Below are 18054 nucleotides of genomic sequence, written 5' to 3'. Positions count from 1 at the left end.
CAGGCGTTTTTTAAAACACTAAAAATCGAAAATTACAGACAGCTACATTTTTACCCTGTTTTAATTAACAAAACCTTAACTTCTTATTAGTTCGGAAAAAACCGAACTAATAATTACATTTGTCGCAAAGCATTGAAATGGAAAAACAAATTTGTAAAGAAAAATTACGATTAGTTGAAAAGCTAGGCGTGTTTATCGAACGTAACGATAAACTGGCTCCCGTAGCTGCACGCATCATATCCTATGCTATTTTAACCGGAAAATCAGGGATTACATTCGATGATTTAGTAACCAATTTATGTGCCAGCAAGAGTACCATTTCTACACACCTAAACCATTTATTAGATTTAAAACGGCTTACTTATTTTACAAAACAAGGTGATCGTAAAAAATATTTTATAGTCAATGAAGACACTATCATTCAACATATAGATGAAATGGTAGAAGCCTGGACAACCCAAAAAGAGTTACATATTGAAATAAAACATTATAAGGAGAAAGTTAACACCACAATAGAAAATGATTCAGAAAAGTTTGATATGGACTTCCATGATAACTACATAACCTATCTCAATGAAGTAACCGACTCTGTTACCATCCTAAAGGAAAAAATTTTAAAAAGCTATAAAAACTAAATTACCATTAATCTAAAACACATATGACACATAAAAATTTAATAATGTACTCGCTGCTTATATGTACAACCTTCTTTACAGGCTGTGGAGGCGAAACCAAACCAGAACAGGCCCCACAGCAACAAGCTTTGCCTTTTGCTGTAACTGTGGTTCCTAAAAAAAACATTTCAACGGCTAAGTCCTACCCTACAAGTATCGAAGGAAAAGTTAGTAGTGAAGTACGCGCCAAGGTTAGCGGATATATTCAAAATGTTTTAGTAGACGAAGGGCAGAAAGTAAAAAAGGGACAGGCTCTTTTTAAACTGGAAACACAAGCTTTAAGTCAGGATGCCCAGGCAGCAAAAGCAGCCGTTAATGTAGCACAGGTCCAGGTAAATAAATTAGGTCCTTTGGTTGAAAAAGGTATAATTGGCGAAGTACAGCTGGAAACAGCCAAAGCCCAGTTAGCACAGGCACAAAGTAATTATAATAGTGTAGCCGCAAATATTGGTTATGCTACAGTTAAAAGTCCGGTGAACGGGGTAGTCGGCGCCATTCCTTTAAGAGAAGGGTCTTTGGTAAGTGCCACAAGCCAAACTCCCCTAACTACGGTTTCGGATATTAAAGAAGTTTATGCCTATTTTTCAATGAACGAATCGGAATATTTGGATTTTTTACAACATACCGATGGTAAATCGCTACAGGAGAAAATAGAAAATTTCCCTAAAGTGAATCTGGTATTAGCCAACGGACTTAAATACGAACAGGAAGGCACTATACAGACGGTAACAGGGCAAATCGATCCAAAAACAGGAACTGTAAGTTTTAGAGCCGTATTCGAAAACCCGAATGGACTGATTACAAATGGAAACAGCGGAACCATAGAAATTCCCACCATGTATGACGCCGCTACCGTAATTCCGCAATCTGCTACTTTCGAGCAACAAGGTCAGATCTTTGTTTATAAATTAAACGAACAGAACCAGACAGTTTCAACTCCAATAAGTATAAAAGATAAAAACAGTTATTTATACCTGGTTGAATCCGGAGTAAATCCTGGTGATAAAATCGTGGCTTCGGGCGTTGGTAAACTGAGAAACAATACCACAATTCAACCACAAGAAGTTGCTTTTGATAGTATAGTAAAACCTATTAAAGTATTATTTCAGTAATTCATTTAGAAGCTAAAGTATATGTTAAAGACATTTATAGAAAGACCTGTACTATCTACTGTAATTTCCATTATTATAGTAATACTTGGGGTCCTGGGACTATTCACCTTACCGGTTGAGCAGTATCCCGACATCGCACCTCCTACTATTAAGGTAACAGCCAACTTTCCTGGAGCCAGTGCAGAAACCGTAATGGAAAGTGTAATTATTCCTATTGAAGAACAAATAAACGGTGTGGAGGGTATGACCTACATTACCTCTACTGCATCCAATAGCGGTACAGCTGATATTACAGTATACTTCAATCAGAATACAGATCCAGATATTGCAGCTGTTAACGTGCAAAACCGTGTTGCCAGAGCAAATCCGTTACTCCCTCAGGAAGTAATACAAACCGGGGTACTAACCAAAAAGCAGCAAACAAGTGCTTTAATGTTCCTTTCGGTATACTCAGAGAACCCTGATTATAACGCTACATTTATTCAAAACTATTTAAAAATTAATGTTATCCCTACATTACAAAGGGTTCAGGGTGTTGGAGATGTAAACGTGTTCTCTTTACAGGATTACGCGATGAGAATCTGGTTAAAACCAGAAAAACTGGCGGCTTATAATATTCTGCCAACCGATGTTACTGCTGCACTTAAAGAACAAAGTTTAGAAGCTTCTGCTGGTTCACTGGGTGAGAATAACGGTCAGGCGTTTACTTATACCATCACCTATAAAGGGCGTTTTAAAAATCAGGAAGAATATGAGAACATCATCATTAAATCCTTAGATAACGGCGAATATTTACGCTTAAGTGATGTAGCTAAAGTAGAACTAGATGCGCAATCTTATGGCGTTTATGGGTTTACCGAAGGGTTTCCTAGTGTAAACATGGGAATTTACCAGACCGCGGGATCTAATGCTCAAGACATTATTGAAGGGATCAAATCCGAACTGGAACGTTTAAAAAAGGATTTTCCTGAAGGCATAAAAGTAGAGATCAATTACGATACCAACGAATTTTTATCTGCTTCCATCGAAAAGGTAGTTCATACTTTAGTAGAAGCTTTCATTCTAGTATTTATAGTTGTATTTATTTTCCTTCAGGATTTCAGATCTACCTTAATTCCGGCCATTGCCGTACCGGTAGCTATTATTGGTACTTTTTTCTTCCTGAATGTCTTTGGTTATTCAATTAACCTCTTAACCTTATTTGCTTTAGTATTAGCCATTGGAATTGTAGTTGATGATGCCATTGTAGTCGTGGAAGCCGTGCATGCCAAAATTGATCAGGGCGCGAGTAGTGGAAAATCGGCAACCATGGACGCGATGCATGAAATCTCTGGAGCGATTATTTCTATCACCTTAGTTATGTCTGCTGTATTTATTCCGGTTACATTCGTACAAGGCCCTACAGGTGTATTTTACGAACAATTTGGGGTGACCTTAATTGTGTCTATCTTAATTTCAGCCGTGAACGCCTTAACCTTAAGTCCGGCATTGTGTGCTTTATTATTGAAACCACACGACGAACATGAAGATGAACATAAAAGCTTTATACAGAAATTCTACGACCGTTTTAACAAAGGATTTAACGCCGCTACTGAGCGTTACGGAAAATCTTTAAGGTTTTTATATACCCACAAATGGATAACTGGAGCATTATTAATTTTATCCTGTGTGGGTATATGGTGGGTATCACAAACCACGCCTACAGGATTTGTACCAGATGAAGATCGTGGTATCATATTTATGAATGTGGAATTACCACCGGGATCTTCTTTAGATCGTACCAACCAGGTGAATCAGGAAATTTATAGAAAAGCCAAAGAAATACCTGGTGTTAGAGGAGTAACAGTACTTAATGGTAGAAGTTTAATTAGTGGAGCCGGAAGCAATTATGGTTTAGGTTTCGTAAAGCTAAAAAACTGGGAAGAAAGAGAAAATGATGATGAAACCGCATCGGCAATCATTGGTAAATTATTTGCCATTGGAGCAACGATTCCGGAAGCTAATATTATATTCTTTGCGCCACCTAGTATTCCTGGTTTTGGATTATCTTCCGGTTTTGAAATGAATCTTTTAGATAAATCTGGTGGTGACTTTAAAGACCTGGAAGCAACTACTCAGGAGTTTATTGGAAACTTAATGAAAAATCCGGCTATTCAATACGGACAATCTTCATTTAACACTAAATACCCTCAGTACGAAATGGAAATAGACGTACCATTGGCAAAACGCTACGGAGTACCTATATCCAGTATTTTTGCAACGATGCAGGGCTATGTTGGAGGAATTTATGCAGCGGATTTTGCCCGATTTGGAAAGCAATATCGTGTGTATATTCAGGCCTCTCCAAATGATAGAACCAACGAAAACTCCTTAGATAAACTGTATATAAAAACCGGTTCGGGAGAAATGACACCTATAACCCAGTTTGTTAAGTTAAAACGCACATATGGTCCTCAAACCGTTACGCGTTTCAACCTTTACAACTCTACAAAAATAAGTGGTGCCACAAATCCTGGATACAGTACCGGAGACGCTCTAGCCATTATTAATGAAGAACTAAAAACCTTACCAACAAATTACGATGTCGCCTATTCCGGATTAACACGTGAAGAAGTAAATGCCGGAAACCAGACCGTGTTTATTTTTATGTTGGTTGTGGTATTTGTGTACTTCCTGTTATCGGCACAATACGAAAGTTATATTTTACCTTTTGCGGTATTACTGTCTTTACCTTTAGGAATTTTCGGAGCTTTCTTTACGACCAAAATGATGGGCCTACAAAACAACATCTATTTCCAGATTGCACTTATAATGCTTGTTGGTTTATTAGCCAAAAATGCCATCTTGATTGTGGAATTTGCCTTACAACGTAGACGAAATGGCGAAAGTCTTGTCGATGCTGCAGTACACGGTGCTAAAGCCAGATTACGTCCGATCTTAATGACATCATTCGCATTTATCCTTGGTTTAATGCCATTAGTTTTAGCCAAAGGTGTTGGTGCCGAAGGAAACAATTCTATTGGAACAGGTGCTGCCGGAGGTATGTTAATTGGTACTATTTTAGGAGTATTTGTTATTCCTATACTTTATATCATATTCCAGTGGATACAGGAAAGAATAAGTAATAAACCTGTTATGGTAGTAAAATCAAATACAGAAGATTAATCCTATGACATTTCATTTAAGATATATCACATTACAAAAGGTTGCACTAGTCCTTTTTGCGTTAGTTACATTTCAGAGTTGCTTTGTGGCTAAAAATTATGAGCGTCCGGAAATTCCAGAAACAGATACACTTTACAGAACAGACAATCTGCCTGCCGACAGTGTTTCTATGGCACAGTTAAGCTGGAAAGAAGTTTTCACAGACCCTGTATTACAGCAATACATCGAAAAAGGTTTGGAAAATAATATAGATGTTCGTGTGGCACTTCAACAAATAAGAGCTGCCGAAGCCTATGCTAAACAAGGTAAAGCTGGTTACTATCCAACTGTAGACCTTGGGACCAGTTATACCTATCAGAAATTTTCACCGAGTAGTGGCTTAGGACAAATTGTAAGTTCCATACAGCAATTCGAACTTAGTTCTTCCCTATCCTGGGAGGCTGATATCTGGGGGAAAATAAGAAGTACGGACAGAGCCTCACAAGCATCTTATTTACAAACCGTTGCAGCACATCAGGCGATTAAAACCCAACTTATTTCAGATTTAGCTTCCGTATATTATCAAATAGTAGCTATAGATGAGCAGACTCATATTACGGAACAGACAATTAAAGCCAGAGAAAAACGCCTGGAAGCATCGCATGCATTAAAAGAATCGGGAGATTTAACGGAAGTAGCCATTAAACAAACTGAAGCGCAGCTTTATACAGCACAGGCGCTTTTAGTCGATTTAAATTTAAATGCCAGAATATTAGAAAACACCTTTTCAATTTTATTAGGAGAATCTCCTACCGAAATAGAAAGAAACTCCTTTGAAGCACAGGAAATGTTGGCAGAATTAAAAACCGGTGTACCGTATCAGTTATTAAGCAACAGACCAGATGTAATAGCTGCCGAACAAAATTTCAGGCAGGCGTTTGAACTTACTAATGTTGCGAAAAGTAACTTCTACCCTGCTCTTACAATAGGAGCTACCGGAGGATTCCAAAGTACAGATTTTCAAAATTTCTTCGATGCTAATTCTCTTTTTGCCAATATTTTGGGAGGATTAACACAACCGCTTTTTAATGGTCGAAAAATTAAAACACAATACGAGGTGTCTCAGGCGCAGCAAGAAGAAGCTTTACTGCGTTACAAACAATCTATATTAGTAGCCAGTAAAGAAGTTTCAGATGCATTGTATAGTTATCAGGCTTCAGAAAAAGCTAAGGAAATACGAACTAAAGAATACGAAGCATATACTTTAGCTAAAGAATATTCTGCCGAATTATTAACCTACGGTTTAGCTAATTATTTAGAAGTAATCACAGCTGAAGAAAACGAGTTAAATTCCAGTTTAGGCTTAACCGATGCCAGATACAATAAGGTCAAATCGATTATCGATTTATATAAAGCCTTAGGTGGCGGCTGGCAATAATTTTAAGTTTTATAGTTATACAAAACGCCATTTTATACCCAGTGTAAAATGGCGTTTTTACTTTTATATTATGCCATTCACTACTAAACACAGCAATTTATAAGGTTAAATGGGTTTCGTAGACGCCTTTATTCCGGATTATAGCACCATTCCAGTATTTTAAATTAATTTTAGATTTTTTAAAACACAGATTTTATGACCATAAAATTACTTGCTTTCTTAAGCTCCTTTATACTTGTTGGGGCCTGTGCCACTAAAAAACATTTTGCAAAGTCTGAGCAGGAGAAAAATGCCGTAATAATTCAGGACAGTGCTTTAGTAATGAAATACGCCAGTACGATTACAATTCCCGAATTAAAATCGCATTTAAGCATTTACGCTTCTAACGACTTCGAAGGTCGGGCAACGGGTACTCCCGGACAAAAGAAAGCTGTACATTATTTAAAAGATTTTTACCAGGATGAACACATCCTGTCTCCCATAGAAGATTCTATTTACTTTCAGCCTGTTCCTAAAGCCTATTTACCGGAAGGTACTGGTGATTCAGAAAATGTAATAGCATATATCCCAGGTTCAGAAAAACCAGATGAAATCGTCATCATATCTGCACACCTTGATCATGTTGGAATTACCGACGGAGAAATTTACAATGGTGCCGATGACGACGGATCGGGTACGGTGGCTATTTTAGAAATTGCTCAGGCTTTTAAGCAAGCTTCTTTAAACGGCCATGGTCCAAAACGCAGCATATTATTTCTACATGTAACCGGAGAAGAAATTGGTTTATTCGGTTCAAGATATTATACCGAACACCCAGTATTCCCTTTAGCCAATACAATAACTGATTTGAATATTGATATGATTGGTCGTGTTGATGAAGCACATACCAATAACCCCAATTACATTTACCTAATTGGCTCCAACAGACTAAGCAACGACTTACACTACATTTCAGAAAAAGTAAATGATACTTACTTCAAGTTCGAATTAGACTACACCTTCAATGCCGAAGATGATGAAAACCGATTTTATTACAGATCTGATCATTACAATTTTGCAAAACATAATATTCCCATCATTTTTTATTTTAACGGCACACATGCCGATTACCACAAAGCCTCGGACACGGTAGATAAAATCAACTTCCCACTGCTGCAAAAACGCACCCAGTATATATTTGCTACAGCCTGGCAACTTGCCAATCAACCGGAAAAACCAGCGTTGAACACTGTCACTAAATAATACCTGTTACAGAATTACTCTATATTCAGCTTAAAATCGCACTAAAAACAGACAGACTTTTAGCATATTTTCGTATTATCGTAAAACAATTCTTAAAATATCTTCATAAATGAAAAAAACTATCCTGCTATCCGGTATGGCAGCTTTAACTTTTGGATGCCATACATCCAAAAATGTGGCTGAATCCCAACCGGCACCTTCATCGGTTCACGATGTAAATTTTTATGCTAAAAGCATTACTGCGGCTGAATTAAAAACGAATCTTTATACTTATGCTTCAGATGACTTTGAAGGTAGAGAAACTGGTCAGCCCGGTCAGAAAAAAGCGGTTGAATATTTAAAGCAGCATTATGTTAATCAAGATATACCAGCTGCAAAAACAGATGGGAATTATTTTCAGGAGGTTCCCCTTGAAATCATAAAAACACCGGAAGTGAATTTAACTGTTAACAGTGTTAAATTTGATTTACTAACCGATTTTATCTCTGTACTACCAAGCAAATCAGGAGCTATAAATACAGACGACATTGTATATGCAGGATATGGTATAGCTTCTGATTCGTATTCTGACTACAATAATTTAGATGTGAACGGAAAGGTCGTTTTAATTAAGGCAGGAGAACCTGTTAAAGCCGATGGCACCTACGAAATATCGGGAACTAAAGATGCCAGTAAATGGTCTAATTACAGACAGGAAATCGCTCTTAAAAGAGATCTTGCTAAGGAAAAAGGTGCTAAAGCTATTTTATTTTATGCCCCGAAAGTTTACGATATGGCTGCAAATCGCTATGGTAAATCCAGAGGTAGAATGAGTTTACAGGATAAAGAAGAATCTACCTATTATTTCATTATTAATACCAAACTGGCCGAAGCTATATTACCTGAAATAGAAACGGAAAATACTCCAAAACACATCAGTACCAAATTTAACCTGGAGTACACTAAAATTAGTGAAGACTTTAATTCTGAAAACGTAGCAGCTTTTATAAAAGGTACTGAAAAACCGGACGAAATTATTATTGTCTCTGCGCATTTGGATCATGAAGGAATAAAAAATGGTGAAATTTATAATGGAGCCGATGATGATGGTTCTGGTACTGTTGCTGTAATGGAAATTGCCGATGCATTCAAAGCAGCCCAAAAGGATGGTAACGGCCCGAAACGTTCTTTACTGTTTTTACACGTTACAGGTGAAGAAAAAGGATTATTAGGCTCCAGTTATTACGCCGATATTAACCCGATTAAACCTTTAAGTAATACGATTGCCGATTTGAATATAGATATGATAGGAAGAACCGATCCTACTAGAAAAAGTTCAAACAGAAATTACCTTTATTTAATTGGAAGTGACAAATTAAGCACCGAATTACACGATATCTCTGAAGCTGTAAATAAGTCTTGTTGTAATATTGAATTCGATTATACGTTTAACGATGATAATGATCCTAATCGTTTTTACTACAGATCGGACCATTACAACTTTGCTAAAAATAATATTCCTGTAATATTCTATTTTAACGGTACACATGCCGATTATCACAAACCAACAGATACACCAGATAAAATTCAATACGATTTACTGGAAAACAGAACCCGTCTGGTATTTTATACAGCCTGGGAATTAGCAAATCGTGCTGAACCGATTAAAGTTGATAAAGCTCTTTAAATAAGGTTTTCTTTAAACTAAAAAATGCTTTAACCACAATAAAGGTTAAAGCATTTTTTTTATTTACAGACTTAAATTAAATATACAAAAAAAGCCCTCCTTAAAAAAGGAAGGCTTGGTCTTTCTGGGTGGAAGATCGGTTGCTGACGTTCACAGTCAGCATCAAGACATCAACCTTATTGATCGTCTTGACTCGATTCTTTGTATTTTAGTATAAAACTTTCCAATCTAACACGGTTTAAATTCTTAAGTTTCCTTTCTAACACCATGGCTTCTGATTTTGTTGATTTAGGGAGAACCAAAATTAAATTCCAGGGAATACCTCTTGAAGTATATTTTTCATATCCAGAATTATGGCGGTGCAAACGTTTAAATACTGAATTTGTATAACCTTTGTAGTATACATCTAACTTCTCTGAATATAAAATATAAACGAAAAACATTATTTCAATATACAAAAAAAGCCCTCCTTAAAAAAGGAAGGCTTGGTCTTTCTGGGTGGAAGATCGGTCTCGAACCGACGACCTCCTGAACCACAATCAGGCGCTCTAACCAACTGAGCTACAACCACCATGTTGTTGCATTTCGTAATGCGAGTGCAAATTTAAACGAAATTACAGATATCACAAACTTTTTTTCAATTATTTTCTATTTTAAATCAAATAAATTTTCAACGGCCACATAACGTTCTGATGTAAAGCCTTCTGCAAATTTCACCCCAACTAAGCGTCCGAGGTCTCTTGCTCGATAATTTATACTATCGGTAAAGTTTTTACTTGAAATTGGCGTTTCCGGCTCCTTGCTAGCCGGATCGAAAAACTGAGTTTTATAGGCATAAACAGCCTTTTCTTTCATTTCGATAAAATCGGAAATATCAACTACAAAGTCCGGCTCAATATTTTTCCACTGAATGTAATGATACACCAGTTTTGGTCGCCATTGTTCCTGAGATATCCCATCCATCTCTGTTTCTATCTTCTTTAGACCACTTAAAAAACAAGCATCGCTTACCAGCTTACTTCCTTTTCCATGATCTATATGCCGATCATCAATAGCATTACATAGTACTATTTCAGGTTGATACTTTCGTATCATTTTTATAATTTCCAACTGATGTTTCTTATCATTCACAAAAAAACCATCAGCAAAACCTAAGTTCTCACGCACTGAAACACCTAATATTTTTGCAGCCTCTGCCGATTCTTCTGCTCTGGTTTCTTCGGTTCCGCGAGTACCTAATTCGCCTCTTGTTAAATCTATAATACCAACACTTTTTCCGTTGGAAATTTCTTTTGCTATAGTTCCTCCACATCCCAATTCAACATCGTCGGGATGTGCGCCTATGGCAAGTATATCTAATTTCATTTTAATGTTTTAATTTTCCTTAATGTAATTAAAGTCGTTATATATGATGTTATTTGAGAATTAGTTTGTTTTCCTAGAATCACACTTACCTACAGGACTTCCTGCTTAGCCTTTTTTTTAACCGCTGCCAAAGCCTGCTCGATATCCTGTATAATATCTTCTTTATTCTCAATGCCCACTGAAAAACGAATTAAACTGGCGGTTACTCCTATGCTATCGCGTTCCTCCTGAGACATTAATCCGTGAGAGGTCAGATAAGGAGATAACATCGTACTTTCTACCCCTGCTAAGCTCATAGAAGGCTTTATTAATTTCAATGCTTTTTGAAACTCTAAGGCATCCAGTCCTTCTTGAAGTTCAAAAGACATCATTCCTCCGAATCCTTTCATTTGAGATTTCGCCAAAGCGTATTGGGGATGACTTTTAAGTCCGGGATAATTTACTTCTTTAATATCCTTATGATTGGCTAAAAATTTAGCCAGTTTCTTGGCGTTTCTGTTTTGTGCTTTAACCCGTAATACTAAAGTTTTAATACTTCGCTCCAGCATCCAAACCATGAAATCGCTTAAACTTCCTCCTAAATTCTTTGCTACACTCCATATTTCCCGCATATGCGCTTCGGAACAGGCAACGGCACCTGCCAGAATATCGCTATGTCCTCCAAGATATTTCGTGGCTGAATGTACTACGATATCAATACCAAAATCTATTGGGTTCTGGTTTACAGGACTCGCAAATGTATTATCTATAATAGTCAATAAACCTTTTGATTTGGCCAAATCCGAAATTCCTTTTAAATCGGTAATCGTTAACATGGGGTTTGATGGTGTTTCTATGTACACCACTTTGGTATTGGCCTTAATTTCTGCTTCAAAATCAGCCACCTCATACCCTTTTGTAAAACTAAATTCTATACCGTATTTAGGAAATTGTTCGCGAATAAAATTACTGGTTCCTCCGTATAAGGTATTCTGAACCACAATATGGTCTCCTGCCTTTAAAAAAGCCAGTAAAGTTGTGCTTATTGCAGCCATTCCGGAAGCAAATATCATTCCGGCTTCGGCATGCTCTAATGCTGCTATTTTTTTAGATAATCCTTCCTGATTTGGCGTATTAAAACTACGTGGATAACGTCGTACATCGACCTCATCGAACTGATAAGAGGTTGACATATATATTGGAGACACAGCACCTTTAAACTGCGTATCCTCAATTTCCCCAACATGTGTACAAATGGTTTGTATGCCTTGCTTTTTTGTCATATTACTAACTTTTAATCCAAGAAATTATTGATTCATCTGTTGGTAAGGTTCTTGGAGAAACCACACGAACTAAATAACCGTTTTCGTCTAATAAATACTTTTGAAAATTCCATTGTACTTCTGAGTCTTCCAAACCATTTCTGGACTTCTCTGTTAAGAACTTATACACCTCATGCATATCTGATCCTTTTACAGAAATTTTACTCATCATAGGAAAACTTACACCGTAATTAGCTTTACAGAATTCTGCTATTTGTTGATCTGATCCTGGCTCCTGCCCTCCAAAATTATTTGCAGGAAATCCCACTATGGTAAAATTATCTTCTTTATATCTCTCATACAATTCCTGAAGATTTTCGTATTGCGGAGTTAAACCACACTCGCTTGCGGTATTAACAACCATAATCTTTTTCCCTTTTAAAGACGCAAAATCAAACGGATTACCATACAAATCGGTTACTTTAAACTGATAGATGCTTTCCTTTTCTACAGTATCATCTGTATTTATTTGTATTCCATTTGGTGTCATTGCCAGTTCTGCTGTGGTTTTAGCCTGTTCTTTACAAGAAAATAAAGAGAATACAAGCCCTAATAAAACTATTTTTTTCATATTTTAAAGGTATAAAAATATACGCTTTCAGTTAACTTATATAGTGTATAAAATTAAGGAATGTTTAATTTAAATTCCTTTCTGTTTCAATAAACCGAAATCAAAAAATACCCAAAAATGGGTATTTCACACTATAGATTCTTAAAATACATTTGTAACCTGTCTCGAAATATTTAAGTCTTAATTTTAAATTAAGATTACCATATACAAAGATGCTATTAATTGACCTTGGGAGAAAAACTACTGGTAATACTTGTTATTATTGGTAGTTTTTTCATTTTAATTAGGATTTCATTTTTCCCTTTAATAAGCTTGTTTGCTCTTTGAGCGATTCATTAATGGTAGTTAATAACTGAATATCTTTAGGAGTTTCCACCGTTTTATCTTCAGGATCCTGAGCTTTTTTGCGCAACCTGTTCATAAACTTTACAACTAGAAATACGGTAAATCCTATAATTAAAAAATCCAAAAAAGCTTCAATTAAAGCCCCGTACCCAATGGCGATTTGTTCTTTAACAACAGTACCACTGGCATCTTTGACTCCTTCGCGAAGCACCCATACTTTATCCTGAAAATGGATTCCATCCGACAGTAATGATAATGGCGGCATAAAAACCTCCTTAACCAAAACATCTATAACTTTATTAAATGAGGCCCCGATAATAATCCCCACAGCCATATCGATCATATTGCCTTTTACGGCAAATTCCTTAAATTCCTGAATAAGTTTCATACACTTGTTTTTTAACAAATATATTTTATATCAGCCCCTTAACAAAATGTAAAACACATCTAATTATATTACCTAATATACTAATAATAATATTTATAATACCTAAAGCTAATAATTAAAAAAATAATCTTTAAAGCTAATAATTTTGAAATTTAAGAGATTTCAAATATATTTGATTGAAACCAATACACCATGACAAGTATTATTACAGGAGACATTATAAATTCCAGAGCGCATTTACCTAAACTATGGCTAGAAAGTTTGAAGGACACCCTTAGTAAATTTGGTACGTCTCCTAAAACCTGGGAAATATACCGCGGAGATAGTTTTCAACTGGAAACACCACCTGAACTTGCTTTAAAAACAGCCATACTCATTAAAGCCAGTATAAAACAATTAAAAGATATAGATGTTCGTTTAGCGATAGGAATTGGAGAAAAATCTTATGCATCAGGAGCTATAACAGAATCAAATGGCTCGGCATTTGTTAATTCAGGTGAATGCTTCGAAAACTTAAAAAAAACGACCCTGGCTGTAAAATCGGAATATCCGGAATTTGATATTACCATCAATATTATGCTTGGCTTAGCCCTTTTAACCATGAATTCCTGGACGCCCACAACAGCCCATCTGATAACTTTAGCTCTGGAACATCCGGATTATAATCAAAAACAACTGGCTAAACTTACGAACAGTACCCAAGGAAATGTAAGTCAGGGCTTAAAGCGATCTGGATACGACGAAATTTTAAAACTACTGGAATATTATACTCAAAATATTTAAAACCTTATGTTAGCCCTATTTATCAAACTACTTTTAGCCCACTTTATTGGAGATTTCCTTTTACAACCGTCGTCCTGGGTACAGGATAAAGAACAAAAAACATGGCAATCTAAATACCTGTATTTTCATACCGCCATCCATTTTCTGGCTCTTATAATACTACTTCAGTTTAACTTTAAATACATCTGGGGCATTTTACTAATTACAATTTCCCACTATATAATAGACTTAATTAAATTACTATTAACACAAAAATTAAACACACGATGGTTATTTACCTTAGACCAGATAGCGCATCTACTAGTCCTTGCCATAACAACATATATTTACGAACCTTTTTCCTTTCAACTGGAAACCATTTACAATCCCAAAATACTACTAACTTTTACCTGTGTAATATTCGTAACTACAGTATCATCAATTATAATGAAAACCATAATATCTAAATGGGCTTTAGAAGAAAACAACGAAGCGTCACTAAAAGATGCCGGAGCGTATATTGGCATATTGGAACGCCTATTCGTTTTTGCTTTTGTTGTAATGAACTATTGGGAAGGCATTGGATTTTTAATTGCCGCGAAATCAGTCTTTCGTTTTGGAGATCTCTCGAAAGCCAAAGACCGAAAGCTAACAGAATACATCTTAATTGGCACCCTGCTAAGTTTCGGTCTTGCTATAAGTTGCGGATTGGTTTTTAACTACCTTATCCTTTTATTGTAAATAAAATTATTTTCCTTTTCTGTAAAATTTAGCGTATTTACTATAAGCGAAAGCAGCTATAACGGCAATAATAGCCAGAGCAATTAAAATAAACTTGACACTTACTATCTGATCACCACTTGCATAAGAATGAAGTCCCGCTAAATAAAAATTCACTCCAAAATAAGTCATCATAATACTGGAATATGCTAAAATAGAAGCCAGATTAAACCCAAATCGCCCTCTAAGTCCAGGCACAAGTCTCATATGTATTACAAATGCATACACCATAATACTAATTAACGCCCACGTTTCTTTAGGATCCCAGCCCCAGTAGCGCCCCCAGCTTTCATTAGCCCACATCCCTCCAAGGAAATTCCCTATTGTCAACATAACCAGACCAACGGTAAGAGCCATTTCGTTAATTACAGTTAATTCACGAATATTAATTCCCATCTTTTCCTTGTTTTCCTTATTAGTGAAAATCATAAGGAATAAAGCGGTTAACCCAAGAATCATACCCAATGTAAAAGGACCATAACTGGCTACAATTACAGCAACATGAATCATTAACCAATAGCTATCTAATACCGGCTGTAAGTTCGCAATAGCCGGATCCATCCAGTTCCAGTGCGCCACCATTAAAATCATGGAAGTTACGAAAGCCGTTGCTGCAATCGTTAAATCACTTCGACGTCCAAACAGTAATCCAAATAACATGGTTGCCCAGGCGACATAAATCATAGACTCGTAAGCATCGCTCCAAGGTGCGTGTCCGGAAATATACCAACGCGCTATTAAACCTGCAGTATGCAAAATAAACAGAAGCACGACAATACCTTTTAACACGTTTACTCCTAAGTTAACAGCTTTATTGTTACTATTAAAAATCTGAACTATAAGCACAATGAACAGTAAAGTTCCTGCGTACATATACCAGCTAAACAGTTTCTTAAAAATATCGTATTTATTATAAAGGATTTCTGTTTTCACTTTCTTATCCGATAACATAACCGCACTGCCATATTCCATTTGAGTTTTATGAAATGCATCCAGTAATTTATTGGCATCGGAATAGTCTCCTGTACGTTTCGCCTGATTTAAGGTCATTAAATAAGCCGAAAACCCACTATTTATAAAGTTTGCATATAATGAATCCTGAACTTTATAATTTCCTGTACGGTATTCTATTGAAGAAATCCATTTGTTGTTTTCGTTTTCCGGAAGTGGAAAAATACGCAAGGAACGCCCCTCAATCGTGTTATACAATAAATTTACACGCTGATCGGTTTCTTTAAATTCTTTCTGAAAACCGTTAGGTACCTGGGCCTTATAAGCTTCTTCCAAAAATGGCTCCAGCTTATACTCTCCTCTATCTGTAAAAAAGTCGGCCAGAGTAGCATATTTTTGTGTTTCTGAAACCCCAATAATATGCCTTATAGAATCTGCTTTTTTAGCTTTAAGATAAATTACCGGAACATTGTACCACAGTAACGGGCTCTCCTGAATGGATAAGAATACCTGATTAGCATTAAAATCAGAATACGTATCGTATTTGGTTAATTTTCTTAATAATTCAGAAGCATACGTATTTACCGGCATCATTCTTCCACCTAAATCCTGAATAACCATATGTCCAAATTTATCGGCATGGTCTTTAGACGTGATATTGGCCTTTAAAACCGAATCTATTTGTTGCTGATTTGGTTTTGAATGCACCGAATGGTCGTGATCTTCTGTATGTTGTTCGGTTTGAGCCAATCCACTTACCGTAAAACACAATAAAATTACTGGTAACAACTTAGCCTTCTTAGCTTTAACACTGTTTAACATACGTCTTAAATCTCCAAATCTGGTACCTTTACTGAATAAAATGGCTAATAAACCAAAATACAGCAAGAAATAACCGATATAAGTAAATAAGGTACCGTAGTAATCGTGATTCACAGACAGGATTGTTCCTTTTTCATCCGGATCGAATCCAGATTGAAAAAATCGATATCCACGATGGTCTAAAATGTGATTCATGTAAATCTTATAATCGAAATCACCTTCTTCTTCATCCAGAACGGTAACCTTACTGGAAAATGCAGAATAACTTTTCTCTGTTCCCGGATAGCGTTCAGCTTCAAAATCGTTAAGTTTTATACTAAACGGAAGCTCCAAACCTTTAGATCCGTATTTAAATGCAAAGTCCAGACCACCAACTTCTATTTGTTTAAACTCGCCATTAGAACCTTTTCCGCCAAGCAATCCAACTTCCTTAGTTTCTCCATTAGTCGTCACTTTTAGCAGAACGCCATCTTCATCATTTTTAAGAAATTCTGCTTTTTTTACAATACCAAACTTACCTTTTATCACGGGTTTAGGAAACACAAGTTGCATATTTCCTATTACATATCGCGATCTTAAGGCTAATGGTTGCAGACTGTCCTTTTCCAGCTTTCCGGTGGCCATAGTTGCCATAGTCATAAATTCCCCTTCAAACGGAGAATGGATATAAATTCCATCCGGTCTGTCATAAATATTTATTGCTCCCGGAGTTTCCTTATCCAGTGCTACAAGTATATTATGAATACTTTGAACTTCTCCCGATTTTAAAAAGTGATTATGCGGCTTACCACCACCAGCTTCTACAAGTTTTAAATACGACTCTCCTTCTTCGTCCGGGATAATATCTTCTTCGGCTCCCCCAATAAAATCGACTAATTCGATAGTTACCGGTTGCTGATCGTATTTCGTTTCAATTTTAAATGTATTGTTTAATCGTGGTGAAAAATCAACTTCTCGTTCTAAAGGCAGACGCTGTGGCACGCCATCAATCATATAATCACCGTCGATATAAGTGGTGATATATGTTTTCTGAGAGAGAAATGTATTTTCTGTTGCGCCTTCTCGAATAGCCATCATACCTTCAAATCCCACGTATCTGGTAATAAAGGCTCCCAACAAAATAAATATAAAAGCCAAATGCAAAATTAACGATGCCCACTTTTCTCTTTTATGGAGTCTGTAACGCTTAATGTTTCCTATAAAATTAATCATAAAAAACACCATGATAGCCTCGAACCACCAGGTATTATAAATTAAATTTCGGGAATATGGCGTTGGTGAAGTTGCTTCTCCGGCATCCATAAATGTACCTATAGCCATCGCTCCGGCGAAAACCAAAAATAAAATAGCAGTAAGTCGTGTAGAAAAAAGAATTTTGGCAAGTTTATTTTGCATAATAAATACTCTTATTTTTAAAGCGTTGCAAATTTAACCTATTTAGTTCGGTTGAAGGCTACAGATTAAAAAGAATGATTGTTAAATTTAACTTAATT

14 protein-coding genes and 1 tRNA gene are annotated in these 18054 nt (G+C 36.2%); 8 read left to right on the top strand and 7 right to left on the bottom strand.

The window, feature by feature from the left end; genetic code table 11:
* Positions 1–137: 137 nt before the first annotated feature.
* The 6 genes from I3217_RS00990 (at position 138) to I3217_RS00965 (ending at position 9276) form a co-directional block, all read left to right on the top strand.
* On the top strand, positions 138–635 hold the full coding sequence (locus tag I3217_RS00990; protein ID WP_435047854.1) for a GbsR/MarR family transcriptional regulator: 498 nt from the start codon (positions 138–140) through the stop codon (positions 633–635).
* Between the two features lie 23 nt (positions 636–658).
* Positions 659–1786: an efflux RND transporter periplasmic adaptor subunit gene (locus I3217_RS00985; protein ID WP_435047853.1), complete on the top strand. Its 1128-nt coding sequence runs from the start codon at positions 659–661 to the stop codon at positions 1784–1786.
* Positions 1787–1807: 21 nt separating this feature from the next.
* Positions 1808–4951 (top strand): efflux RND transporter permease subunit, encoded by a 3144-nt coding sequence (locus I3217_RS00980; RefSeq protein WP_435047852.1) that lies wholly within the window; start codon positions 1808–1810, stop codon positions 4949–4951.
* A 4-nt stretch (positions 4952–4955) separates the two neighbouring features.
* Entirely contained in the window at positions 4956–6368 is a 1413-nt protein-coding gene (locus I3217_RS00975; protein WP_435047851.1) for an efflux transporter outer membrane subunit, read from the top strand.
* Between the two features lie 195 nt (positions 6369–6563).
* Complete coding sequence (locus tag I3217_RS00970; protein WP_435047850.1) at positions 6564–7610, top strand: M28 family metallopeptidase; 1047 nt, start codon at positions 6564–6566, stop codon at positions 7608–7610.
* Between the two features lie 109 nt (positions 7611–7719).
* Positions 7720–9276: a M28 family peptidase gene (locus I3217_RS00965; RefSeq protein WP_435047849.1), complete on the top strand. Its 1557-nt coding sequence runs from the start codon at positions 7720–7722 to the stop codon at positions 9274–9276.
* A 176-nt stretch (positions 9277–9452) separates the two neighbouring features.
* On the opposite strand, the gene I3217_RS00960 is transcribed toward I3217_RS00965, so the two are convergent.
* The 6 genes from I3217_RS00960 to mscL all read right to left on the bottom strand — a co-directional run bounded on the left by I3217_RS00960 (position 9453) and on the right by mscL (position 13246).
* Positions 9453–9719, bottom strand: coding sequence for a GIY-YIG nuclease family protein (locus I3217_RS00960; RefSeq protein WP_435047848.1), 267 nt, complete (start codon positions 9717–9719; stop codon positions 9453–9455).
* A gap of 53 nt (positions 9720–9772) precedes the next feature.
* Positions 9773–9848 (bottom strand) — tRNA-His (locus I3217_RS00955).
* Positions 9849–9924: 76 nt separating this feature from the next.
* Positions 9925–10641: a bacillithiol biosynthesis deacetylase BshB1 gene (bshB1, locus tag I3217_RS00950; protein ID WP_435047847.1), complete on the bottom strand. Its 717-nt coding sequence runs from the start codon at positions 10639–10641 to the stop codon at positions 9925–9927.
* An 89-nt stretch (positions 10642–10730) separates the two neighbouring features.
* Positions 10731–11903: a trans-sulfuration enzyme family protein gene (locus tag I3217_RS00945; protein WP_435047846.1), complete on the bottom strand. Its 1173-nt coding sequence runs from the start codon at positions 11901–11903 to the stop codon at positions 10731–10733.
* A gap of 4 nt (positions 11904–11907) precedes the next feature.
* Positions 11908–12513, bottom strand: a complete 606-nt coding sequence (locus tag I3217_RS00940) for a glutathione peroxidase (protein WP_435047845.1) — start codon at positions 12511–12513, stop codon at positions 11908–11910.
* Between the two features lie 283 nt (positions 12514–12796).
* Positions 12797–13246, bottom strand: a complete 450-nt coding sequence (gene mscL / locus I3217_RS00935) for a large conductance mechanosensitive channel protein MscL (protein ID WP_435047844.1) — start codon at positions 13244–13246, stop codon at positions 12797–12799.
* A 192-nt stretch (positions 13247–13438) separates the two neighbouring features.
* Here mscL and I3217_RS00930 point away from each other — a divergent pair, with 192 nt between their 5' ends.
* Both I3217_RS00930 and I3217_RS00925 read left to right on the top strand, forming a co-directional pair.
* Complete coding sequence (locus I3217_RS00930) at positions 13439–14029, top strand: transcriptional regulator (protein WP_435047843.1); 591 nt, start codon at positions 13439–13441, stop codon at positions 14027–14029.
* A gap of 6 nt (positions 14030–14035) precedes the next feature.
* Entirely contained in the window at positions 14036–14749 is a 714-nt protein-coding gene (locus I3217_RS00925; RefSeq protein WP_435047842.1) for a DUF3307 domain-containing protein, read from the top strand.
* A gap of 6 nt (positions 14750–14755) precedes the next feature.
* Here the strand turns inward: I3217_RS00925 and ccsA are convergent, their stop codons facing one another.
* Positions 14756–17956, bottom strand: a complete 3201-nt coding sequence (gene ccsA, locus I3217_RS00920; protein ID WP_435047841.1) for a cytochrome c biogenesis protein CcsA — start codon at positions 17954–17956, stop codon at positions 14756–14758.
* Positions 17957–18054 lie beyond the last annotated feature (98 nt).

This window comes from Formosa sp. S-31 (genome assembly GCF_051172795.1).
Taxonomy (GTDB): domain Bacteria; phylum Bacteroidota; class Bacteroidia; order Flavobacteriales; family Flavobacteriaceae; genus Formosa.
This window is presented reverse-complemented; position numbering and strand designations above follow the sequence as displayed.